Origin of the sequence: Variovorax sp. MSC1_012, assembly GCF_023667525.1 — a bacterium.
Classification (GTDB): domain Bacteria; phylum Pseudomonadota; class Gammaproteobacteria; order Burkholderiales; family Burkholderiaceae_C; genus Variovorax; species Variovorax beijingensis_B.
Genome location: NZ_CM174443.1, coordinates 326,277 through 347,283 on the forward strand (window position 1 = coordinate 326,277; position 21,007 = coordinate 347,283).

Here is a 21,007-nt window from a genome sequence, read left to right on the forward strand (position 1 = left end):
CCGCGCCGCGCCGGAAACGACGCATCCCGCATATGCAAACTCGTTTTTCTGCGTTCGCTTTTTCCGGCTGCCCCGGTACGGTCCGGTGCATGACATCTGACTTCCCGATCGACAGGCGACGCCTGCTGCAGGCCGCCGCGGGCTGGAGCGCCCTGGCCGCGGCCGGCGCGGCACCGGCACGCGACCTCTCTGGTGTCACGCTGCGCGTGGGCACCTACAAGGGGCTCTGGCGGCCACTGCTGCAGGCTTCCGGCCAGGCCAACACGCCCTACAGGATCGACTGGCGCGAGCTCAACAACGGCGTGCTGCACATCGAGGCCATCAATGGTGATGCGCTCGACCTGGGCTCGGGCAGCGAAATTCCGCCGGTGTTCGCGGCGCGCCAGAAGTCCAGCGTGCGGCTGGTGGCCGTGACGCATGAAGACCTCAACAACCAGGCCACGCTGGCGCGCAAGGATTCGCCGATCCGCCGCATTGCCGACTTCAAGGGCAAGCGCGTGGGCTACGTGCGCGCCACCACCTCGCACTATTACCTGGCCCGGCAGCTGGCCGAGGCGGGCCTCTCGTTCAGCGACATCCAGGCCGTGAGCCTCACGCCTTCGGACGGCCTCTCGGCCTTCGCGCGCGGCGACCTCGATGCCTGGGCCATCTACGGCTACAACGGCCAGATCGCGCGCATCCAATACGGCGCGCGCACCATCAAGACCGGCGTGGGCTACCTGTCGGGCAACTTCCCCATCTACGCTAACCCGCGCGCGCTCGACGACGATTTGCGCCGCGCGGCGCTGGGCGACCTGCTGCAGCGCCTGCAGCGCGCCTTCGCATGGATCAACGGCAACTTCCTGGCCTATGCGCGTGCGCAGTCGGCCGAGACGCGCGTGCCGGTCGGCGACCTGGTCGAGCTCTTCAACGGCCGCAGCGGCGACTACAGCCTGGGACCGGTCACCGACGCCGTGGTGCGCAGCCACCAGGAAGTGGCCGACACCTTCCTGAAGATCGGCGTGCTCGACGGCCCGGCCGACGTGACGCCCCTGTGGGACCGCCGCTTCGAGAGCGTGCTTCGCCTGCCCGCCGCCTGAACAACGCACACATCACCCTGAAAACACGAGGACACCATGAGCCAGAACGACATCGAATTCATCGGCATGATCCAGGGCCAGAAGGTCTCGGAGATCCACGCCGCCAAGGGCCCGGCCATCGACCGCGACTACGTGCGCGCCTTTGCGCAGGCGCACGAGAACGCCGGCTTCGACCGCGTGCTGGTGCCGCACCATTCGACCGGCCCCGATGCCACGCTTACCGTGGCCTATGCCGCATCGGTCACCGAACGCATCCACTTCATGCTCGCGCACCGCCCGGGGTTCGTCGCCCCCACGCTGGCGGCGCGGCAGTTCGCCTCGCTCGACCAGTTCAGCGGCGGCCGGCTCGCGGTGCACTACATCTCGGGCGGCTCCGACGAGGAACAGCGCCGCGACGGCGACTGGCTCGGCCACGACCAGCGCTATGCGCGCACCGACGAATACCTCGACGTGCTGCACAAGGTGTGGACCGCCGACAAGCCCTTCGACCACGAAGGCGCGCACTACCGCTTCCAGAACGCTTTCTCCGAAGTGAAGCCGGTGCAGACGCGCAATGGCAGGCCGCATGTGCCTGTGTACTTTGGCGGTGCTTCGGAGGCGGCGATTCCGGTGGCGGGCAAGTATGCCGACGTGTATGCGCTGTGGGGCGAATCGCTCGACCAGGCGCGCGAGCTCACGACGCGCGTGCGCGCCGAGGCCGCGAAGCACGGGCGCAGCGTGCGCTTCTCGGTCTCGTTCCGCCCGATCCTCGCGCAGACCGAAGAGGCCGCATGGGCGCGCGCCGACAGCATCCTGGCCGAGACGAAGCGCCTGCGCGTGGTGCAGGGCTACAACCGCGGCGGCCCGCAGCAAAGCGAAGGCGCGAAGCGCCTGCTCGCCGCGGCAGAGAAGGGCACGCGGCTCGACAAGCGCCTGTGGACGGCGGTGGCGCAGGAGATCGGCGGCCGCTCCAACAGCACCGCGCTGGTCGGCACGCCCGAGCAGGTTGCCGATGCGCTGCTCGACTACTACGACCTGGGCGTGACCACCTTCCTGATCCGCGGCTTCGATCCGCTGGAGGACGCCACCGACTACGGGCGCGAGCTGATTCCGCGCACGCGCGAGCTGGTGGCGCAGCGCGCGGCTTCGGCTCGGAAAGCGGCGTGACCTGACTTTCTCCCTCCCCTTCCGGGGGAGGGCAGGGGTGGGGGCTCGCGGCCTTGACCACTGCCATGGCCTTTGAGGCCTTTGTGCCCCCATCCCAACCTTCCCCCGGGAGGGGAAGGAGCAATACCCAATACCCCAAGAGATCTCCGATGAATGCCGTTCTTTCCATCGACCGCCACGCGGCCCAGCCGCTCAAGCTCAACCCTCATCCGCAGCAGAAGTACTGGTTCGATCCGATCCCCCCGCGCACCAGCGTGCAGGCCGAGCGCCGCCACCGGCAGGAGCGCCTCGCAAGCGCGTTCCGCCTGTTCGCCCGCTTCGGTTTCGCCCAAGGCCTGGCCGGCCACATCACCGCGCGCGACCCCGAGCTCAGCGACCACTTCTGGGTCAACCCGCTGGGCATCCACTTCTCGCGCATCAAGGTGTCCGACCTGCTGCTCGTCAACGCGAAGGGCGAGACGGTGATCGGCGACCGGCCGCTCAACAAGGCCGCCTTCGCGATCCATGCCGCGATCCACGAGCACAACCCGAAGATCGTCGCGGCCGCGCATACGCACTCGACCTACGGCAAGGCCTGGTCGACGCTCGGCCGCAAGCTCGACACGATCACGCAGGACAGCTGCGTGTTCCACGGCGACGTGGCGCTGTTCGACGACTTCACCGGCATGGTGGTCGACACCAGCGAGGGCGAGCGCATCGCGCGGGCGCTGGGCGACAGGAAGGGCGCGATCCTCAAGAACCACGGCATCCTGACCGCGGGCCCCACGGTCGAGGCCGCCGCCTGGTGGTACATCGCGCTCGACAACGCCTGCCACACGCAACTCCTCGCCGAGGCCGCCGGCAAGCCGCAGCCCATCGACGAGGAAACCGCGCGCCACACGCACAGCCAGATCGGAGGGCCGGAGGGGGCCATCCATTCCTTTGACAGCCTCTACGAAGGCCTGGTCGAAGCGGAGCCCGATCTGCTCCTTTAAAGAATAACTTCCGGAGTTCTCGATGACCGCATCTCTTTCACGCCCCCTATCGCGCCGGGTTGTCCTGCGCGCAGGCGGCAGCGCCGCCGTGCTTGCCTCTGGCGGCCTGATCGCCTCGCAGGCCTTCTCGCAGCAGGCGCGCAAGCTCACTTTTGCATGGAACGCCGCCGCGTTCTGCCTCTCGCCCGTCGTCGTTGCGCAGGAGCGCGGCTACTTCGAGCGCAATGGCCTGCAGGTGGACCTGATCAACTACACCGGTTCGACCGACCAGTTGCTGGAGTCGCTGGCCACGGCCAAGGCCGATGCGGCGGTGGGCATGATCCACCGCTGGCTCAAGCCGCTGGAGTCGGGCTTCGACGTGAAGATCGTCGGCAGCTCGCACGGCGGCTGCGTGCGGCTGGTGGGCGCCAAGAGCGCGGGCGCGACCAGCCTTGCGAGCCTCAAGGGCAAGATCATCGGCGTGTCGGATATCGCGAGCCCGGGCAAGAACTTCTTCTCGATCCTGCTCGCGAAGAACGGCATCGATGCCGACAGGGACGTGACCTGGCGCCAGTACCCGGCCGACCTGCTCGACATCGCGGTGCAGAAGGGCGAGATCCACGCGATTGCCGATGGCGACCCCAACGTCTACCTGATCGAGAAGCGCAACAAGGGCGCCTTCGTGGAGATTGCGAGCAACCTCTCGGGCGAATACAAGGACAAGGTCTGCTGCATCGTCGGCGCGCGCGGCGAACTGGTGCGCAAGGACAAGCCGACCGTCGCGGCCCTCGTGCGCGCCATCGCGCAAGCCTCCGACTACGTGGCCGAGAACCCGAACGAATCGGCCAAGCTGTTTGCGAAGTATTCGCCCAAGGTGCCGATCGAAGACCTGCGCGCATTGCTTGGCACGCTCACGCACAACCACCATCCGCTCGGCAAGAAGCTGCGCGACGAGGTGGAGTTCTACGCGCGCGATTTCCGCGGTGTCGGCGTGCTCAAGAAGACCACCGATCCGGTGCGCTTCGCCGAGCACGTCTCTTTCGATCCACTCGCATGAGCACCCCCGACCCCGCATTGGGCTTCGATTCCCTCACCTTCCGGGGGAGGGCCAGGGTGGGAGCCGCGGCGCCCGAACGCGCGCCGGCTCCTGCTTCGACACCGGCGCGCATTCAAGCAGCTGCGCCCGCATGGGGCATCGGCTTCGCCGCCGCTGCGGCATGGTTCGCCCTGGGCCTGCTCACGCTCTGCTGGCCGAACAAGGCCGTCGGCTTTAGCGACTGGGCCTACACCGACGAGTTCGGCATCGCCGCCATTGCGGTGGGCGCATTGCTGCTGGCCGTCGCATCGCTCGGGCCGCGCGCCGGCCGCGTCGCGCATGCACTGCGGCCCGCGGGCCCATGGCTCGTCGCGCTGCCCGTGCTGTTCGCCATCTGGGAGATCGCGACGGCCAAGCTCGCGTTGCTCCCCACGCCGTTCTTCGCGCCGCCGCAAAGCCTGGTCGAGACCTACATCGACGACTGGCGCCGCCTCGGAGAAAGCCTGCTGCACTCGACCCGGCTGCTGGCCCACGGCTTCGTGCTGGGCGCGCTCGCGGGCTTTCTCACGGGCGTGACCATCGGCTGGTCGCGCACTGCGGGCTATTGGGTGCATCCGGTACTGCGCTTCGTGGGGCCGGTGCCGGCTTCGGCGCTGCTGCCGCTGGCGTTCTTCTTCTTTCCGTCGAGCTATGCGGCCGCGGTGTTCCTGATCGCGCTCGCCACGGGCTTTCCTGTGGCGGTGCTCACCTGGTCGGGCGTCGCTTCGGTCAACCGCAACTACTACGACGTGGCGCGCACCATGGGCGCGAGCGAGCGCTTCCTGGTGCTGCGCGTGGCGATTCCCGCTGCTTTGCCGCAGGTGTTCGTGGGCCTTTTCATGGGGCTGGGCGCGGCGTTCTCGGTGCTCGTCACGGCCGAGATGATGGGCGTGAAGGCGGGGCTGGGCTTCTATCTTTCGTGGGCGCAGGGCTGGGCCTCGTACTCGAACATGTACGCCGCGCTGATTGTGATGGCCGTGCTGTGCTCGGGCCTGATCACGCTGCTCTTCAAGGTGCGCGACCGCGTGCTGTCGTGGCAGAAGGGGACCGTGAAATGGTAGCCACCGCAACAACGGCAGGTGCAGGTGTGCGCCAGGCCGGCGCGCACATCGACATCCGCGGCGTGAGCCATTGGTTCGATGTGCCCGCGGGGCCGCTGCAGGTACTCGACGACATCGACCTCACGGTGAAGCCTGGCGAGTTCGTCGCGCTGCTGGGGCCGAGCGGCTGCGGCAAGTCGACGCTGCTGCGCCTCGTGGCCGGGCTCGAGCCCGCCACGGCCGGCCGCATCACGCAGGACGATGCGCCCATCACGCGGCCCGACCCCTCGCGCATCGTCGTGTTCCAGGACCCGACGCTCTATCCCTGGCGCAGCGTGTGGGACAACGTGGCGCTGGGCCTGCAGGCGCGCGGCGTGCTCAAGGCGCAGCGAGGCCGCGTCGACGAGGCGCTGAAGCTTGTCGGCCTCGCCGACTTTGCCAAGGCCTTTCCACACCAGCTCTCGGGCGGCATGGCGCAGCGCGTGGCGCTGGCGCGTGCGCTGGTCAACGATCCGCAGCTGCTGGTGCTCGACGAGCCGCTCGGCAAGCTCGATTCGCTCACGCGCATCGCGATGCAGAGCGAGCTGGTCAACCTGTGGCAGCGCGCCGGCTTCTCGGCGCTCTTGGTGACGCACGACGTGGAGGAGGCACTGTTCCTTGCCAACCGCGTGATCGTGCTGAGCGACCGGCCGGCGCGCATCGCGGCGGAGATCGTGGTCGACCTGCCGTATCCGCGGCACCGCGGCCATGCGAGGCTCGCCGAACTGCGGCACGAGGCGTTGCGGCACCTGGGGCTCGACGCCACCTGGTGAGATGAACAGCACGCCCGAGGCCGATTGGCTCAACCTGCTGATCGACCTGCTGCAAGGCGCCCAGCTGCAGCTGCTGCGCGTGCTCGATGCACTCGGGCTCGCGCAGCATGTGCACGGCCAGCCGGCGTGGCCGTGGGCGCGGCGGCTGTCGGGCGAGAACCTGCTGATCGACCTGGGACAGGCGCGCAGCTTGGCATGGACGCTGGTGTTCGCCGGCGTGGCGGTGCTCGCGTTGCTGCTCGCGCTGTTCTGGCGGCGTCCGCGCTTCTACCTGCTGGCGCTGGTGCCGATGCTGCTGATCGCAGCGCCCTGGCCTGAGTCGCGCGTGGTGCTGGTGCACGCAACACCCACCAGCTTTCAGGCATCGCCGACCGGCTTCACGGCCGAGTCCATCGCCCGGGGCCGCATGCTCTACCAACAGAACTGCGTGGCCTGCCACGGGGCGGACGGCAAGGGCGAAGGCCCGCTCGCAGCCTCGCTGGCGGTGTGGCCGCCGGACCTCAGCGGACCGTTGCTCTGGCGGCGCGCCGATGGCGACCTGCTCTGGCGCATCCTCCACGGCACGCGAGATGCGCAGCGGGGCGGCCAACCCACAATGCCCGGCTTCGCCGGAAAGCTCGGCGAGGCCGACGCCTGGGCGCTGGTCGACTATATGAAGGCGCAGGGCGCGGGCCAGAGCCTGCGTGCGCTCGGCAGCTGGCCGCAACCCATCGGCCTGCCCGACATGGCGGTGCGCTGCGGTTCGCAGCCGCCGCGGCTGCTCGCAAGCTGGCGCGGGCAGCGCGTGCGCATCGTGGCGGGCAGCGCGGTGCCGGCCGAAGACCCGCGCCTCGTGACCGTGCTGCTGCGGCCGCCTTCGAGCGCGGTTGCAACGGCTGCCGATTGCGTGGCCGACTCCGCCGCTGCATGGGAGGCGCTGGCGCTCATCGCCGGCACCGAGCAACTGGCCGGCACCCAACTGATTGCCGATCGCGACGGCTGGCTGCGCGCACGCGGTGCGCCCGGCAAGGCGGGCTGGTCGGACGACGACCTGCTGTGCCGCAGCGAACGCGCGCTCGCTGCGACGGTGGGGCAGGGCGCTGCTGCACTGCCCGCCGACGGCCTGGGCGCGCTGATCGCCCGCATGGACGCGCAGCCGGTGCGCTTCGTCAAGGGCGGCTTCATCCACTGACTTTTTTCTTGTCTCGACTGAACACGGAGAACCCATGAACCCACATCTCGACCGATCACGCCGGCAGTTCCTTGCACGCGGCCTCACCGCCGCCGTGGCCTTGCCCGCCTTCTCACTGCAGGCCCGCGCACAGGGCCGTCCCGTTCTCAAGGCCGGCGACCAGAAGGGCGGGCTGCGCGCGCTGCTCGAAGCGGCAGGCGGACTCGACGGCCTGGGCTACGACATCCAGTGGTCCGAGTTCCCCGCGGCCGCGCCGCTGGCCGAGGCGCTGAATGCCGCGGCGGTCGATTCCGGCCCCATCGGCGATGCGCCGCTCATCTTTGCGCTTGCGGCCGGCACGCGCGTCAAGGCCATCGGCGCGAACCGTTCGGATTCGTACGGCACGGCAGTGCTGGTGCGGCCCGACTCGCCGCTCAAGACTGCGGCCGATCTCAAGGGCAGGAGCATTGCGACAAACCGCGGCTCCATCGGCCACTACGTCACGCTCAAGGCCATCACCGCGGCCGGCCTGAAGCCCGACGAGGTCAACATCCGCTTCCTCGCGCCGGCCGATGCCAAGCTCGCGCTCACGCAGGGTTCGGTCGATGCCTGGGCCACCTGGGAGCCCTACACCGCGCTGGCCGAAGTCAGCCGCCATGCGCGCGTGCTCGTGAGCGGACGCGGGCTGCTGCCGGGGCTCAGCTACCTCGCGGCCACCGACGCCGCCATTGCCGCCAAGCGGCCGGTGCTGCAGGACTTTCTGCAGCGCGTGGTGAAAGCCCAGCTCTGGTCGTACCGCAACGTCGATGCCTACTCGGCCGCGCTGGCCCGCATCATCGGCATTCCGCCCGAGGCGGCGAAGCTGCAGTTCGAGCGCCGCCAGCAGAAGTGGGTGCCCATCGATGCGCAGGTCATTGCCGACCAGCAGGGCACGGCAGATTTCTACCGCCAGGTGGGGCTCATCAAGCAGCCGCTCGATGTGAAGGGCACTTTCGACACGGGGTTTGGCGTGGCGGGCTGAGCAAGAAGCGCAGGGCCGCGTTTGGCATTCGCACAGATACGTCCGGCGCGCGGTGCTTGCGCGGTCGCTTCACGCCTTGCGCGACATTGCTTCTTGCAGCGCTTCAGGCGTTCCCCAGTGCTGCAGGAACTCGATCTCGTCGGCCTTGCTCAGCTTGCCCTGTGCCCGGTAGACGAGAGCCGTCATCACGGCACCCGTCTGCACAGGCTTGTCTTCCGGTTCGCCTATGCCCGAGTCGCTTTGCCATTCCTTCGGAAATGCAGGCCACGAACAGGTGACCTGGCTGAGCATGTGATACGCGGTTTCCATCACCCCTGGGCGTTGCTCCAGCTTGTACTGGCGGGCACTGGGCTTGCCGCAGTAGGTCGTGTGCTCTTGCCCTATTCGCTCGGGAATGCCCTCCCGGCCAGGACCGTATTCCATGTAGCGACGGATGTACTCCCACAGCGGAGCCGCGTCCTGCTGCATGGGCAATGTGGAGCCAACGAAGATGGCGTCTTCGCCCTGGGCGTGCGGATCGGCAGCGTCGAAGGGCGGGTGGTAGAGGATGAGCGAGTAGTACGCGGCCTTGCCAGGCGCTCCATTCTTTCTGGCCAGCAAGTCATAGCCGTCCATGTCGACGATGGCACGCAGGCGATCCCAGTCGAAGACGGCGTTGCCACCGCAACCTCGTGGCCTCAGAAGGTAGACCTTGCGCGTCACCCGATTGAAGCGGATGCGGCCTCGTGCATAGATGAAGAAGCACGTGCGTACGCCCATGATGTCGAACCACAGCCAGAGCAAGACACAGCAGCCGAGGGACAAGGGGAAAAGTAGCAGCCAGCCGAACCAGACATAGATTGGTCGTGCGTCAAATGCTCCGAACCAAAGGAAGAGCATGTTTGGGGTGATCAATGGGTGTATCGCAAACCCGTAGAACCCCCAAAAAGTCAGTAAGCAAGGAAGTAAAACAAAAAAAATACCAATGCCGGCCTTCCACTGCTCTTCCCACCCCGAATTGCAAAGCTCCAGATAGGTTTCGTTTTGCGCGTAAAGAGATCGATTAGGCGTTGCTGTGCCAACGGAATCGAGGCGGTCACCGGCTGTCAGCAATCTTTTGCTGCCGTCGGCCTGCACGCACCTGCGCCCCTCCTCAATCGAACGTCTGCGTGCACGCTGATAGACATGCTCATTTGGGAACATTCTGTAATTCCTGGTGGTCCGATTGCAATTCAGATCGCAGGTTGGCGAGCCTTCTGCAGTGCTTCTTGTAGGTTGGTGTGAATCGGAGCTTGTTCTTGTTCAGTGGACGATCCGCCCAATTGATGCATTCATCTTCCAGTGCAGTCGACAGCAGAAAGTTTCGGTGTTCACTCCTCGCGTGACGTCGCTTCTCGCAGCGCCTCGGGCGTTCCCCAGTGCTGCAGGAACTCGATCTCGTCGGCCTTGCTCAGCTTGCCTTGTGCCCGGTAAACGAGAGCCGTCATCACAGCGCCCGTCTGCACCGGCTTGTCTTCCGGTTCGCCCATGCCTGAATCGCTTTGCCATTCTTTCGGGAACGTAGGCCATGAGCAAGTCACTTGGCTCATCATGTGGAAGCTCGTCTCCATGAAGCCCGGTTTCTGCTCCAACCGGTACTGGCGCGCGTCGGGCTTGCCGCAATAGGTGGTGTAGTCCGGATGCAGGTAGCGGGCGAGGCCCTTGTAGGTGGAAGAGGCGTCGGCGGGCACGTGATCGACCGTGGGACCGACCTCCATGTATTGGCGGATGTACTCCCACAGGGACGCCGCCTCTTGCGGACCCGACAGAGCCGGGCCGACGAAGATGCAGTCTTCGCCTTTGGCGCTCGGATCGGCCGGGTTGAACGGCGGGTGGTAAAGCGCCAGCGCCTTGATGGTCTGCTTGGCGCCCGCGCTGGTGCCTTCGGGTTCGAACAATGCCGCCAGGCGCTCCCAGTCCAGCACCACGTTGCCGCCGCAGTAGGCAGGCCGCAGCACATACACCTTGCGGGTGAGCCGGTTGAAGCGGATGCGCCCCCGGGCATGGGTGAAGAAGCAGGTGCGCATGCCCATGTAGTGGAACCACGCGAAGATCATGAAGGCGCTGGCCAATGCAAGGGGAAATAGCAGGAGCCAGCCAAAGGCGACATAGGGCCAGTCGTCCTGCCCATAGGGCATGGTCGGCCAAAAGAAGATGATCGTTTCGAAGAGAAGAGGATGGACCGCGAATCCATACCACATCCATATCAGCACGAGAGCCGGCAGGAGAACATAGAGATTCCCCATTCCGGCACGCCACTGCAAATCCCAACCTGGGTTGCACAGTTCCAGGTACGCGTCGTTCTGGGCGTAGGCAGCCCGACCTGGCATCTCGATACCGCGCGCACCGGAGCGCTGGGTCGGCCAGTGTCTTTGCCCTTGCAGGTTGATGTGGGCGCGGCCTTTTTCGGGGGAGCGGCGCCTGGCCAGCCAGTAGCTGTTTTCTCGAACGAACATGAAGGGTTCTCAAGTGGGGTGCAGTTCGGCCTGCACGCTACTTGCCGTTCTGCCTCGGCACCTTGCACGGCCAGCGCAATGGCTCTTCGGGGCCGATGCCGCTCTCGCGACGTTCATGGCCACAGTCGCTGCTCCATTCTTCGGGGAACGTGGGCCAGTAGCACAGCCGCTCGGCCAGGCTGTGCAGCGGCGCCCACAGGAAGTTCGTCGCGTAGTTGGTGAAGGTCGCACCCGAGGTGCCCTTGCCGATGATGTCGTCGCGCAGGTGCGAACCGTGCATGACGGTTTCTTCCAGATGCTCGCCAGGGCCGCTGAATCCTTTGCGTAGCCACTCGTGTTCGGAAGGTCTGGGTACGGCATCCATGCCTTCCTCCATGAAGGTGCGGATGTATTGCCACAAAGCCTCGCCACTGCCGGTGGGCCCGACCCAGAGTACGTCTTCTCCTTTGCGCTCGGGATCGTTGGCATCCAGCGGAGGCCAGTACAACAGCAGGTTGCTGTCCAGGCCCGCCGAGCGCAGGCGCTCTTCGCGCGCCACCTCGCTCGCTGCGAGTTGTTCGGCCGTCCAGGATTTTGGCGGGGCCCAACGGACGTGCGCCTGCACGCGGTCCCAGTCGAGCACCACATTGCCGCCGTACTTCTTTGGACGCAGTGCGTAGACCTTGCGAGTGGTTCGATTGAAGCGGTAACGGGCGCGCAGGCTGGTGAAGAAGGCTGGAGCAAACAGGTAGGGCCATGCCAAGAAGTACAACAGGCAGAACACCAAGAGGAACATTCCAAACATCGCACCAGCGAACCAAGCGGGGTCTGTTCCGAGAATTGCACTGACAGCTACGTATAAAGGTAGGGCAAGGACGAAGGCGAAAAGGAAAAAAAGCAATGAGCTGAGCGAACGTTTTTCCTCTTCCGCATTGCTTAGCTCAATGAAATGCTCGTTGAAGTCGAACAACGAGCGCATTCCGTAGAGTTGAGGCCGTGCGAGTTTCTGCTGCTCGATCTTTTCCTTTCTCGTAAGCTTTGGCTCACTCTCCCGGCGAGGTGCCATGCCCTCATGGATCCCGTACAGCCGCGTGTATTGGTTGATGTCCGCAAAGTACGTGAGCGCTTGAGGTGTACCTCCGCTGCGTTGCTCCTGTCGATAACCGCTCTCTGAAAGAAACATGTGGTCGCCGTTCGTCAGTCCATATCTGCAATCGCATTGGCGAGCTGATTGAGCATGAATTGCTCGCTGCTATGCGGAATCTTTTTGCTGTCGGCTTTCCGGAAAGGTTCGGCCATGAGCCAGTCGATCCACTCTTTTTCCTTCATCTTCTCGATGGCATAGCTGAGCGCCAATGTGGCAGCGCCTGTCACGAGATTGATGCGAGTGCACCAAAGAACGACCTTCACATTCTTGAGATTATGAGCGCTCAAAAGTACTGATCCGATGGTTGTGCCACCAACAATGGCACGGCCATAGTAGGCGAGAGCGAGGAGATGATTTTCTTCTCGACGCGCCGCTCCACCATCAATCGCATCCCAAACCACCCCCACCACCGCAGCAGACGCAACCCAGTGCGCCGCACCGATCTTCAGCATGCGCAGTTCATTGTCCAATGCCGTCACCAGATTTGCCCGCGCGGCCAGCGGCGTTTCGGCTTTGATCGCCTCGTAGACGTTCTTTTCGTAGTAGTCGGACCGCCAACTTTTCCAGGTTCCCATTGCGCCGGCCAGTGCGCCAGCGCTTTGGCTGCCCGCCCTTGGGTCATCGCCACGCTCGCTCGCGCGACCGAAGGTCGGGATCAGGCTCATGATCTCCAGGCCCCCGACCACCGACGGAATGCGCATGTTCTTCACTGCGTTGTCTGCGCCCAGCGCCAACGCCCGATCCACCCGGGCCTGCATCTTCTCGCCCTTGTGGTCGTAGTGCCGCTTCCACGCTCGTCCGCCCGGCCGGGGATTGTGCTTGTTGCTGTAGACCACCTGCCTTCCCTCGGCATGCAGTTTCTCGTCCAGCAGGCGCTGCTCCGCTCGCACGAACTCAATCGCCTTGTCGCCCAGGCCGTGCGAGAGCAACACGATCTGCCCTTTGGCTAGGTTCAGCTCCATCGCCGAAGCACCCAACTTCTGGGCCGCCCGCACCACCGCAATTCCCCACACCGAATGAACATTCTTCGCGGCCGTCTCGGCGATCTTCTGCAGTGACTGAATCTTCTGCATCGTGCCGGCTCCGGGGTCGACGAGCTTGGACGCTTCCTTGATCAGCGTCTGGCTACCCTTGAGCGTCTTCGGGATCTTCTCGAGCGCCGCCGCCATTGCGGCCCAGGCCCGCTGCTGGCGCGCGCTCTCTTCGGCCGTTTCCGCATCCGCCACCTCGGTGGCCGGCGGCAGCGTGTCCTTCAGTGTGTCCAGCACGCGCAGCAACTCCTGCGAGATCGCCTCGTTGTTCAGCGTCGCCATGCGCCACACGAGGTTCTTCGGTTCGTCCTTGAACAACTGAAGATCGGCATACCACTTGCGCCCGCGCGGGCTGCTGTCCATGGTTTCCAGAATGGCGCACAACTGGCCCGCGCAGCGCGCGCCATCGCGGGTTTCGATGCCGCTCGGCTTGCGGTCGTAACGCCCCAGTGTCTTGACCAGGAGGGCATCGCACTGGAGCCAGGCGATCAGGTCCTCGCTGATCTTGTCCATGCGCTTGTCCCGCTCCTTGATCTGCGCCATGTGATCGGCGTCGAATTTCGTGAGCCGGGCCTCATCGACATGCGCAAGCGTCGTCTTGAGAGCGGCTTCGGATTCCGCATCGCTGATGAGCCTACGGTCCGATTCACGCGCGGCAATTTCTCCCTCCAGTGCCTCTCTGCGCTGCGCCCGCATCGCCTCGACGGACATCTCGGCATAGGTCCCGTCCTTTTGCCGGACCATCGTCGTGCTCACGGGGTAGGCGCGGCGCTGGCCCAGGACGTCGTGCACGCTCTTCAGGCGGTCCGTTTCGGCGTCATACATGCCCATGGCCTTCTTGTAGAGGGCTCCGCGCACGGTCTTGATGCTCTCGCTGGCGGCGTGCTTCCATGCATTCGTCACGGTCGCGTTGCCGGGGTCCGAAGCATCGACCTCCTTGAGCCACTGCACATACGGCATGGCGGCGGTGAGATGGTGCAGGCTGAGTTCCTGGGCAATGCCGATGGGGTCGTCGCATGCGACGACGGCGCCCTTGTGCTGCGTCAGGAACTCGGCCATCTTTCGCAGCCGGGGGCCATGCGCGTCCTTGTAGAGCGGGCCGGTGATGCGTGCGATGTAGGGGCCAATCGCCATGCCGGTGACGGGGCCTGTGTCGGTGACGGCCACGCTGCCGTCGGCGCGGCGGGTCTCGTTGCGCACCTTTTCGAAATGCCGGCCGGTCCGTGCCTCCTCGTAGGTACCCCATTCGCGCTCGGCGCCGTGCACACCCATGAGTCCGTAATGCTGTTCGCTGCCCACGGTCTGTACGGCTGTGTCCTTCAGCGCCGAAAACTCCATCACCTGGCTGTTGAGCTGTCCCGGTTGGCAGGTGTCCTTCTGGCTCGTGTTGCCGCCCAGCCACCCTGCGACATCGAATTTCTGCATGTAGGTGTCGCGCTGGGGCTCGATGTCCTCGAACAGGTGCTTGGGCACGACCGGATCCGGGTGGAACATGTAGTGCAGCTCGGTGACGTTCTTCGCGTCCGCCACCCACACCATGGAGGCGTTGGCGCCGCGCACTTCCATTTCGCAGGCCGGGTTCGACTTGGCAGCCTCCGGAAACCCGACGTCGAATTGCGCCAGGTAGCCGTGGGGGTGCACGATGTAGGCAAGCCACTCGGGGTGGGCCTTGCATACGTTCTGAATCCGCACGTACAGGTAGCCCGGCCGCAGCATGCGCACGCCGTAGAGCGCCGTGCGCATGGCCACGCCGCCGGGCTGGGCCTGGAAATTTCCCGTGGGCTGCAACTGCTTGAGCGCAGCGAGCCCCTGCTCCTGCGCGCTGAAGGCGGCGGCATAACGGGTAAACAGGATCGGCAGGCCCTTGCGATCGCAGTTTCGGCAGGGGGTGGCGCAAGGCATGGACTTCAGTCTCTTCGCGAAGTGTTGGGGTTGGTCGAGATCGAGAAGGCTTGCTCGGCTTCATGCAGTGCGCTGGCAAAGCCAGGTGAAGCAACGCGGCTGTTGGCCGGCTGGTTCGTGTGATCGCGTGCCGGATGCATCAGGGCGAGCGCCTGCCGCAGCACGGCCGCATCGCGGGGCGCCGACCAGTCGCGTGCGATGAGTCGGTCATCGTAGTGGTGTGCCCTCCATGACGCGTCGACGAATTCGGATAGATCCGATTCCTGGGTCAATCCCAATGCAGCCCCTTGGCGAAGGAGGCGGGTCATCGTTTTTCCATCGGGTTGGCGTCGAATGGGAATTCGTCGCGAAGCCATGCTCAACCACAGCCGCGTACCTGTCGTCGCACTGTGCGCCGCATGCCATTGATCGAGGCGCAAAAGATGGCGCATGGTTTCGTGCCGTGGCTCTCGAGTCGCTGCCTGGGACAGGACCGGCCGGGTGGCAATGAACCATTCGGGCGAGTCTGCGCCACTGCCGGTAGGTACTTCTCCACCCGTGGCGAAGGCCTCCTCGTATGACCAAGGCCGCCAGGGTTGGCTCAATGCCCACCACCCTGTCACTGGTCCGAGCCACTGCAAGCGCTGCTCGTCGTCGAGCAGCGGCCACACGCGCTGCATGACGCGTGCATCCTGGTAGCGGAAAAGTTTGTCTTTGCCGTCGGCGGGCGAGGTCTGAAAGCCGAGGCGGGTCCAGTGCATTGCAATGCTCGCAGGCGTTGACGGACTGAAGACGACGGCGCACAACATCTGGTCCACCAGGCGGCGCTCGCTCTGCAGCCGTGCTGCGGCCAGCGCGAGTTCTATCGTGTGCAGGACAGCCTGGGTACTGGCATCGAGCGCATCGGCTACCCAGCCTTCAGGCAGTGGCACGAGGGTGGGCGCGGCTTCGGGACGTCCGCGGTAGATCTCGTCGGGGACGTCGACTCGTTCATCGGCCAACAGCGGATGGTGCTCCTGCAGGTGCTCGGCGAGCGGATTGTCTCGCCACCGTTCGAGCACCAGGAAGGCCGACAATGGTGGGGCGACGGAGGCTTGCGCAGGCGCCCCCGGCGTCTGCGCCCTGGCAAAGCCTTTTTGCAAACTGCGCAGCAGAAGCGAGGCATCCGGGTGCACGGGCAACACGCTAGCCATCAACGCGAGGCCGATGCGCCGCCCGCGGCGCCGTTGTCCTGCAGGTCGCACTTGGCTTCGTAACCCTTGGACGTTGGAAGGCTCTTCGGCCCCACCATCGAATGCGAAGCCGCATGCGCCCGCCACACCCCGTTGGTGCCGCTCTCGATGCCATCCGCATTCCACCGGGTGTAGCTGCCGCCGCCGTTGATCAGCACCTCGTCCCTGGCCGTGATGGTGATGCGGTTGGCCTCCATCTTGATGTTGAGCTTGGCCAGCGCATGGATGCTGGCCTTCATCGCCGTGATGTCGATGTCGTCCTTCGCGGCGGTCATGCGGATGCCGGCCCTGGCCGCGGACAGGCGCACCGCCTCCTTGGCGCTCACCAGGAAGCTGTTGCCGGTGGCCACGCTGGTGTGCGCGCCGCTGGTGATGGCGGTGTGCTCGCCGCTCACGATGTGGGTCGAGCCTTGCGCCGTCGTCTGGATGCCCGCGGGGCTGGCAAGCGTGAGGTGCGGGTCCTGGAACTCGGGGAAGAGGCCATGCGCCTTGTCGCCGCCGCTGCCCGCGATGGCCTCGTTCTGTGCCTTGAGTGCCTTGGCCACCTCGTCCTGGTCGCCGGCCTCGTGCGCCTTGGCTGCCTGCGCGGCCTGGCCCAGGCTCTCGTGCAGATCGCGTCCCTGCGTGAGCCGGGCGGTGGTCTCGGGCATGTCGGTGATGTGGGCCTGAGCGTTGGGACGCGCCTCGGTGCTCAGCAGCAGGCCCTTGGCGGCACGCAGCGCGCCATGGCCGTCGGTGCGCAGCTCGGCCCCCTGGCCGCGGTCGTCCTTGCGACCCGTGACGTCGTCGAGGCGCCCGACATGGCCCAGGCTCAAGCTCGTGCTCTGGTGGCCGCTCTTGAGCTGGGCCTGCACCTTGCCGCTCGAATCATCGAGAGCCAGGTGGTTGGAGCGGCTGCCGCCGAGCTCGCGGCTGCGCAGGCCGCAGAGGTGGGCCTGGCCGGGCAGCTGCCAAGCCGGCATCTCGTCGGCGTTGTGCACCCGGCCGGTGACGATCGGATGGTCGGGGTCGCCGTTGAGGAAATCGACGATCACCTCCTGCCCGATGCGCGGCAGCGCGGCCGCGCCGAAGGTGGCGCCGGCCCAGGCGGTGGACACGCGCACCCAGCAGCTCGCATTCTCGTTGCGCTGGCCGATGCGGTCCCAGTGGAACTGGACTTTGATGCGCCCGTACCTGTCGGTCCAGATCTCCTCGCCGGCCGGGCCGACCACCAACGCTGTTTGCGGCCCCTCGGTCCACGGCTTGGCCGTGGTGCGCGGAGGACGCCAGGCATAGCTCGTGGGTTGGGCCTCGAAGGCGAAGCGCTGGACCGAGCCCTCGGAGGCGTTCGTGCCTTCGCTGGCCTGCAGGTTCTCCTGCAGGTCGTAGTCCACGGCCAGCAGCAGGTGCTCCTTGTTCTGATCTTCACGGGGGTGATGCGTGAGCGTGAAGGTGCAGCCCGGGGCCAGATCGCGCCGGTTGGCACGGCCTGTGACCCGGCTGCGCTGGCTCAGCTGTTCTTCAGTGCGGATGCGCGCGTAGGTCTCGCCGTCGTCATGCTGGGTAAAGCCGCCGGGCCATTGGTAGCGCTCGAAGGCGTCGTGGTCGTGTCCGGGCGGCATTTGCCGCAGGTGCGACAGCTCGGCCCGGGGCTTCTCGAAGTCGTAGTCGTCGTTGAAATAGTGGCCCGGGCGCACCTCATCCGAGGACGCCCATTCGTAGATGCGTTCGCTGGCCTCCAGCCCGCCGGTCATGCCGGCCTTCTCGTGCGGGTGGTAGCGCACGGTTTCCCCGCCGGGCAAGGGGGCGTGCGAGCTGGCGATGTCGTCGGCGAAGACGAGCACGTGCTGCTCGGCCTCGTGGCGGAAGTAGTAATAGATGCCTTCGTGCTCGCACAGGCGGGACACAAAGGAAAAGTCGTCCTCGCGGTACTGCACGCAGTAGTTCCAGGTGCGGTAGCTGCGGCTGAGCTTCTGCTCGAGGGGGTAACCGTAGCGCCCGAGCACGGCCGCAACGATCTCGGGCACGGTCTGGTCCTGGAACACCCTGAAATCGCTGCGGCGCGTGGCGAGCCACAGCCAGGGGCGCAGGCGCATGCCGTAGAAGGCCTGGCGGTCGTCCTGCCGCGCAAGGCCGAAGCGGGTGACGAGGCCGCCCAGGTGGCGCACGCCGCCGCGCTCGGTTTCCATCACGACGGTGGCGGGCTGGCCGAGCAGGGCCTTCGCGTCGATGGCGTTGTGGCGCCCGAGCAGCTCGAGGTCGAACGCGTACAGCTGGCTGAGCGCCTCGCGGCCCGCCAGGCGATGGAATTGCAGGGCTCCGCCCAGCGGCGTCTGGAGGGTGACGCGGCGGCTCACGGATTGCATCTCCACGGGATCGACAAGATCGCCGGGGACGCGACGGACGATGTCGCAATGGCGTTTTTCACGCGGACTCCCTGCAGACTTTTTGTTGATTACTTTTTGCTTAAGAGGGCGATGTGGCCGCTCTCGATGCGTCGTCGTCGTGCGCTGCGACAAGACGTTTCAAGCGACCGCAATTATGCGATTTCAATGCGTGGCAAGGCGCGAGTCTTCTTTCGCTTTTTGGGGATTTTGTTGCAGTTGCACCAGCGATTTGAATTGCGCAGCAATTGCACTCATACGACGTATGTAGTCAATGGATTCCGGTCCACTTTTTATTCAAACAAAAGAACTCCTAGCCGTGCTCCGCCGCACGCGCCAGTTGCGACAGTCGCTTGACCAGCGGCTCGAAGAGCTCCGCCGAGGTGTTGCCGTAGCCCAGCACCAGCCCGTTGTCCGAGGGCCGCGGCCGGATCGCAAAGCCCGACAGCGCGGCGGGCGCGAGCCGGTAGCGCAGCGCATCGGCCGCGATGCGGCGGTCGTCGAAGCGCGGCGGCAGCCGCACCGTGAGGTGCAGTCCGCAATGGCCGCCGTCGATCTCGTGCGGTACCTTGAAATGCCTGTCGAGCGCCGCCCGCAGCGCCTGTTGCCGCTCGCGATAGAGGCGCCGCATGCGGCCCAGGTGCCGGCTGAACTGGCCGCTCTCGATGAAGTCGGCCATCGCGAGCTGCGCGTGGCGGTGCCCGCCGCGCAGCATCTCCTCGAGCGGCTGCTGCACCGCGGCCATGAGCGCCGCGGGCAGCACCACGAAGCCCAGCCGCAGCGACGGAAACATCGTCTTGCTGAAGGTGCCCACGTACAGCACCGGTGCATCGTCCACCAGGCCCTGCATCGCGCCGATGGGTTCGCCGGTGTGGCGGAACTCGCTGTCGTAGTCGTCCTCGATGATCCACGCGCCATGCCGGCGCGCCTGCGCGATCAGCGCGAGGCGGCGCGCGATGCTCAGCACCGCACCGGCCGGGTACTGGTGCGAAGGCGTGGTGTAGACCAGCCGGGGCGGGTGCCTGTGCCAGTCGCGTTCGCTCGCGCACAGGCCTTCGGCATCGACGCGCATCGGCACGATGCGCATGTCGCCGGCGTGCATGGCCGCCTTCGCGCCGCGGTAGCCCGGGTCTTCGACCCAGCCGGTGTCGCCGGGGTTCGACAGAAGCCGCACGCACAGCGCGATGGCTTCCTGCGCGCCCTCGGCCATCACGACCTGGTGCGGCTCGCAGCGCACGCCGCGCGCAATCGCCAGGTGCCGCGCGATGGCCGCGCGCAGCGGTGGTTCGCCCAGCGGATCGCCATAGCCGAGCGTGGCGGGGCTGGCATCGCGGATCGCACGGTCGATCGCGCGCCGCCATGCGGCCGCGGGGAAGTGCGAGAGCGCGGGCATGCCGGGCCGCAGGGCGGCGTCCATCTCGGCGCGCGGCGCGCCGGGCTGGATGCGTGCGAGCCGCCGCGCAGTGGCCGGCGCAGCGCCAGATTTGACGGCGCGCATGGCCTTTGCGGACGGTGCCAGCTCGGTCACGCGCGTGCCCTGCCGGTCGGGCTGCACATAGCCTTCGGCCGCCAGGTGCTCGTAGGCTGCGGTGACGGTGTTGCGGGAAATCGAGAGGGCCTCGGCCAGCGCGCGCGAACCGGGCAGCCGGCCGCCCGGCGCAAGGCCGCCGTCGAGAATGGCGCGCTTCAGGCGCTCGTGCAGCTGGCGCTGCATCGGGCCGGCTTCGCGCTCCTTGGCCAGAGGGGATTCGAACAGTGCCGCGGCGGCAAGGTGGGGCGGGTTGCTCATGAGCGAAAACGTGGCACCATGAAATTGAACGAGCGTGGTGCTTCTGGTGGAGCCACGCAGGGCGTACTGTATCGTTCCCCGGCACTGCCGCCTCATCGCTTCCGAAAGCCTCCCATGTCAGCTCGCCATAACGAATACGGCCAACCCATCGGTCCCCTGGTGCCCGGATGGACGCCGCGCTCCCTGCCGCCGCGCCGCCCCATCGAAGGCCGGTACTGCGTGCTCGAACCGCTCGATGCCGCCAGGCACGCCGACGACCTCCACGCGGCCTACGCGCAGGCGCCCGACGGCCGCGACTGGACCTATCTGTTCGTCGAGCGGCCCATCGATCCGGCGGGCACCCGGGCCCACATCGAACGCGCCGCACAGAGCGTCGATCCGATGCACTTCGCGGTGATCGACCGGCACAGCGGCCGGGCCATCGGCACGCTCGCGCTGATGCGCATCGACCCGGCCCACGGCGCGATCGAGGTCGGCAGCGTCACTTTTTCTCCGCTGCTGAAGCAGACGCCGATGTCGACCGAAGCGCAGTACCTGCTGATGAAGCTCGCCTTCGACGAACTCGGCTACCGGCGCTACGAATGGAAGTGCGACAACTTCAACGAACCATCGAAGCGCGCAGCCGCGCGCCTGGGGTTCCAGTTCGAGGGCGTCTTCCGGCAGGCGGTGGTCTACAAGGGCCGCAGCCGCGACACCGCGTGGTTCTCGATCACCGACGGCGAGTGGCCGATGCTGCGCACGGCCTTCGAGCGCTGGCTCGCGCCCGCGAACTTCGATGCCGAGGGCCGGCAGCGCATGGCGCTCGACCGCTTCAGGCTGCCGCGCGGCTGAGGGC

Annotated in this window: 16 protein-coding genes; 9 read left to right on the top strand and 7 right to left on the bottom strand. The window is 66.3% G+C overall.

The window, feature by feature from the left end:
• Positions 1–89: 89 nt before the first annotated feature.
• From L1081_RS01570 to L1081_RS01605, 8 genes are all read left to right on the top strand, one after another.
• Positions 90–1,079, top strand: a complete 990-nt coding sequence (locus L1081_RS01570) for an ABC transporter substrate-binding protein (protein WP_489414882.1) — start codon at positions 90–92, stop codon at positions 1,077–1,079.
• Between the two features lie 36 nt (positions 1,080–1,115).
• Positions 1,116–2,225 (top strand): LLM class flavin-dependent oxidoreductase, encoded by a 1,110-nt coding sequence (locus tag L1081_RS01575; RefSeq protein ID WP_489414883.1) that lies wholly within the window; start codon positions 1,116–1,118, stop codon positions 2,223–2,225.
• 149 nt (positions 2,226–2,374) lie between these two features.
• Entirely contained in the window at positions 2,375–3,199 is an 825-nt protein-coding gene (locus tag L1081_RS01580) for a class II aldolase/adducin family protein (protein ID WP_489414884.1), read from the top strand.
• Between the two features lie 22 nt (positions 3,200–3,221).
• The gene (locus L1081_RS01585; protein ID WP_489414885.1) at positions 3,222–4,235 is read left to right on the top strand and encodes an ABC transporter substrate-binding protein; all 1,014 of its coding nucleotides are present in this window, start codon (positions 3,222–3,224) and stop codon (positions 4,233–4,235) included.
• Complete coding sequence (locus tag L1081_RS01590; RefSeq protein WP_489414886.1) at positions 4,232–5,314, top strand: ABC transporter permease subunit; 1,083 nt, start codon at positions 4,232–4,234, stop codon at positions 5,312–5,314. Before L1081_RS01585 ends, L1081_RS01590 begins: the two co-directional genes overlap by 4 nt.
• Positions 5,308–6,105 (top strand): ABC transporter ATP-binding protein, encoded by a 798-nt coding sequence (locus L1081_RS01595; RefSeq protein ID WP_489414887.1) that lies wholly within the window; start codon positions 5,308–5,310, stop codon positions 6,103–6,105. The genes L1081_RS01590 and L1081_RS01595 overlap by 7 nt, the downstream gene beginning before the upstream one ends.
• A gap of 1 nt (position 6,106) precedes the next feature.
• Complete coding sequence (locus L1081_RS01600) at positions 6,107–7,276, top strand: c-type cytochrome (RefSeq protein WP_489414888.1); 1,170 nt, start codon at positions 6,107–6,109, stop codon at positions 7,274–7,276.
• Positions 7,277–7,310: 34 nt separating this feature from the next.
• Positions 7,311–8,276, top strand: coding sequence for an aliphatic sulfonate ABC transporter substrate-binding protein (locus L1081_RS01605; protein WP_489414889.1), 966 nt, complete (start codon positions 7,311–7,313; stop codon positions 8,274–8,276).
• A gap of 69 nt (positions 8,277–8,345) precedes the next feature.
• Here the strand turns inward: L1081_RS01605 and L1081_RS01610 are convergent, their stop codons facing one another.
• From L1081_RS01610 to pdxR, 7 genes are all read right to left on the bottom strand, one after another.
• Positions 8,346–9,392 carry a hypothetical protein gene (locus tag L1081_RS01610; RefSeq protein WP_489414890.1) on the bottom strand — a complete coding sequence of 349 codons (1,047 nt, stop codon included), beginning with the start codon at positions 9,390–9,392 and terminating at the stop codon, positions 8,346–8,348.
• Positions 9,393–9,625: 233 nt separating this feature from the next.
• A complete protein-coding gene (locus L1081_RS01615; RefSeq protein WP_489414891.1) occupies positions 9,626–10,750 on the bottom strand; it encodes a hypothetical protein in 1,125 nt (374 codons plus the stop codon).
• Between the two features lie 37 nt (positions 10,751–10,787).
• Positions 10,788–11,912, bottom strand: coding sequence for an MFS transporter (locus L1081_RS01620; protein WP_489414892.1), 1,125 nt, complete (start codon positions 11,910–11,912; stop codon positions 10,788–10,790).
• 14 nt (positions 11,913–11,926) lie between these two features.
• Positions 11,927–14,809 carry a T6SS effector BTH_I2691 family protein gene (locus tag L1081_RS01625; RefSeq protein WP_489414893.1) on the bottom strand — a complete coding sequence of 961 codons (2,883 nt, stop codon included), beginning with the start codon at positions 14,807–14,809 and terminating at the stop codon, positions 11,927–11,929.
• A 5-nt stretch (positions 14,810–14,814) separates the two neighbouring features.
• Positions 14,815–15,981: a DUF4123 domain-containing protein gene (locus L1081_RS01630; RefSeq protein WP_489414894.1), complete on the bottom strand. Its 1,167-nt coding sequence runs from the start codon at positions 15,979–15,981 to the stop codon at positions 14,815–14,817.
• A complete protein-coding gene (tssI, locus tag L1081_RS01635) occupies positions 15,981–18,356 on the bottom strand; it encodes a type VI secretion system tip protein TssI/VgrG (RefSeq protein ID WP_489414895.1) in 2,376 nt (791 codons plus the stop codon). Before tssI ends, L1081_RS01630 begins: the two co-directional genes overlap by 1 nt.
• A 340-nt stretch (positions 18,357–18,696) precedes the next feature.
• Entirely contained in the window at positions 18,697–20,172 is a 1,476-nt protein-coding gene (pdxR, locus tag L1081_RS01640; RefSeq protein ID WP_489414896.1) for a MocR-like pyridoxine biosynthesis transcription factor PdxR, read from the bottom strand.
• 114 nt (positions 20,173–20,286) lie between these two features.
• On the opposite strand from pdxR, the gene L1081_RS01645 reads away from it, so the two are divergent.
• A complete protein-coding gene (locus tag L1081_RS01645; RefSeq protein ID WP_489414897.1) occupies positions 20,287–21,003 on the top strand; it encodes a GNAT family N-acetyltransferase in 717 nt (238 codons plus the stop codon).
• Positions 21,004–21,007: the final 4 nt, after the last annotated feature.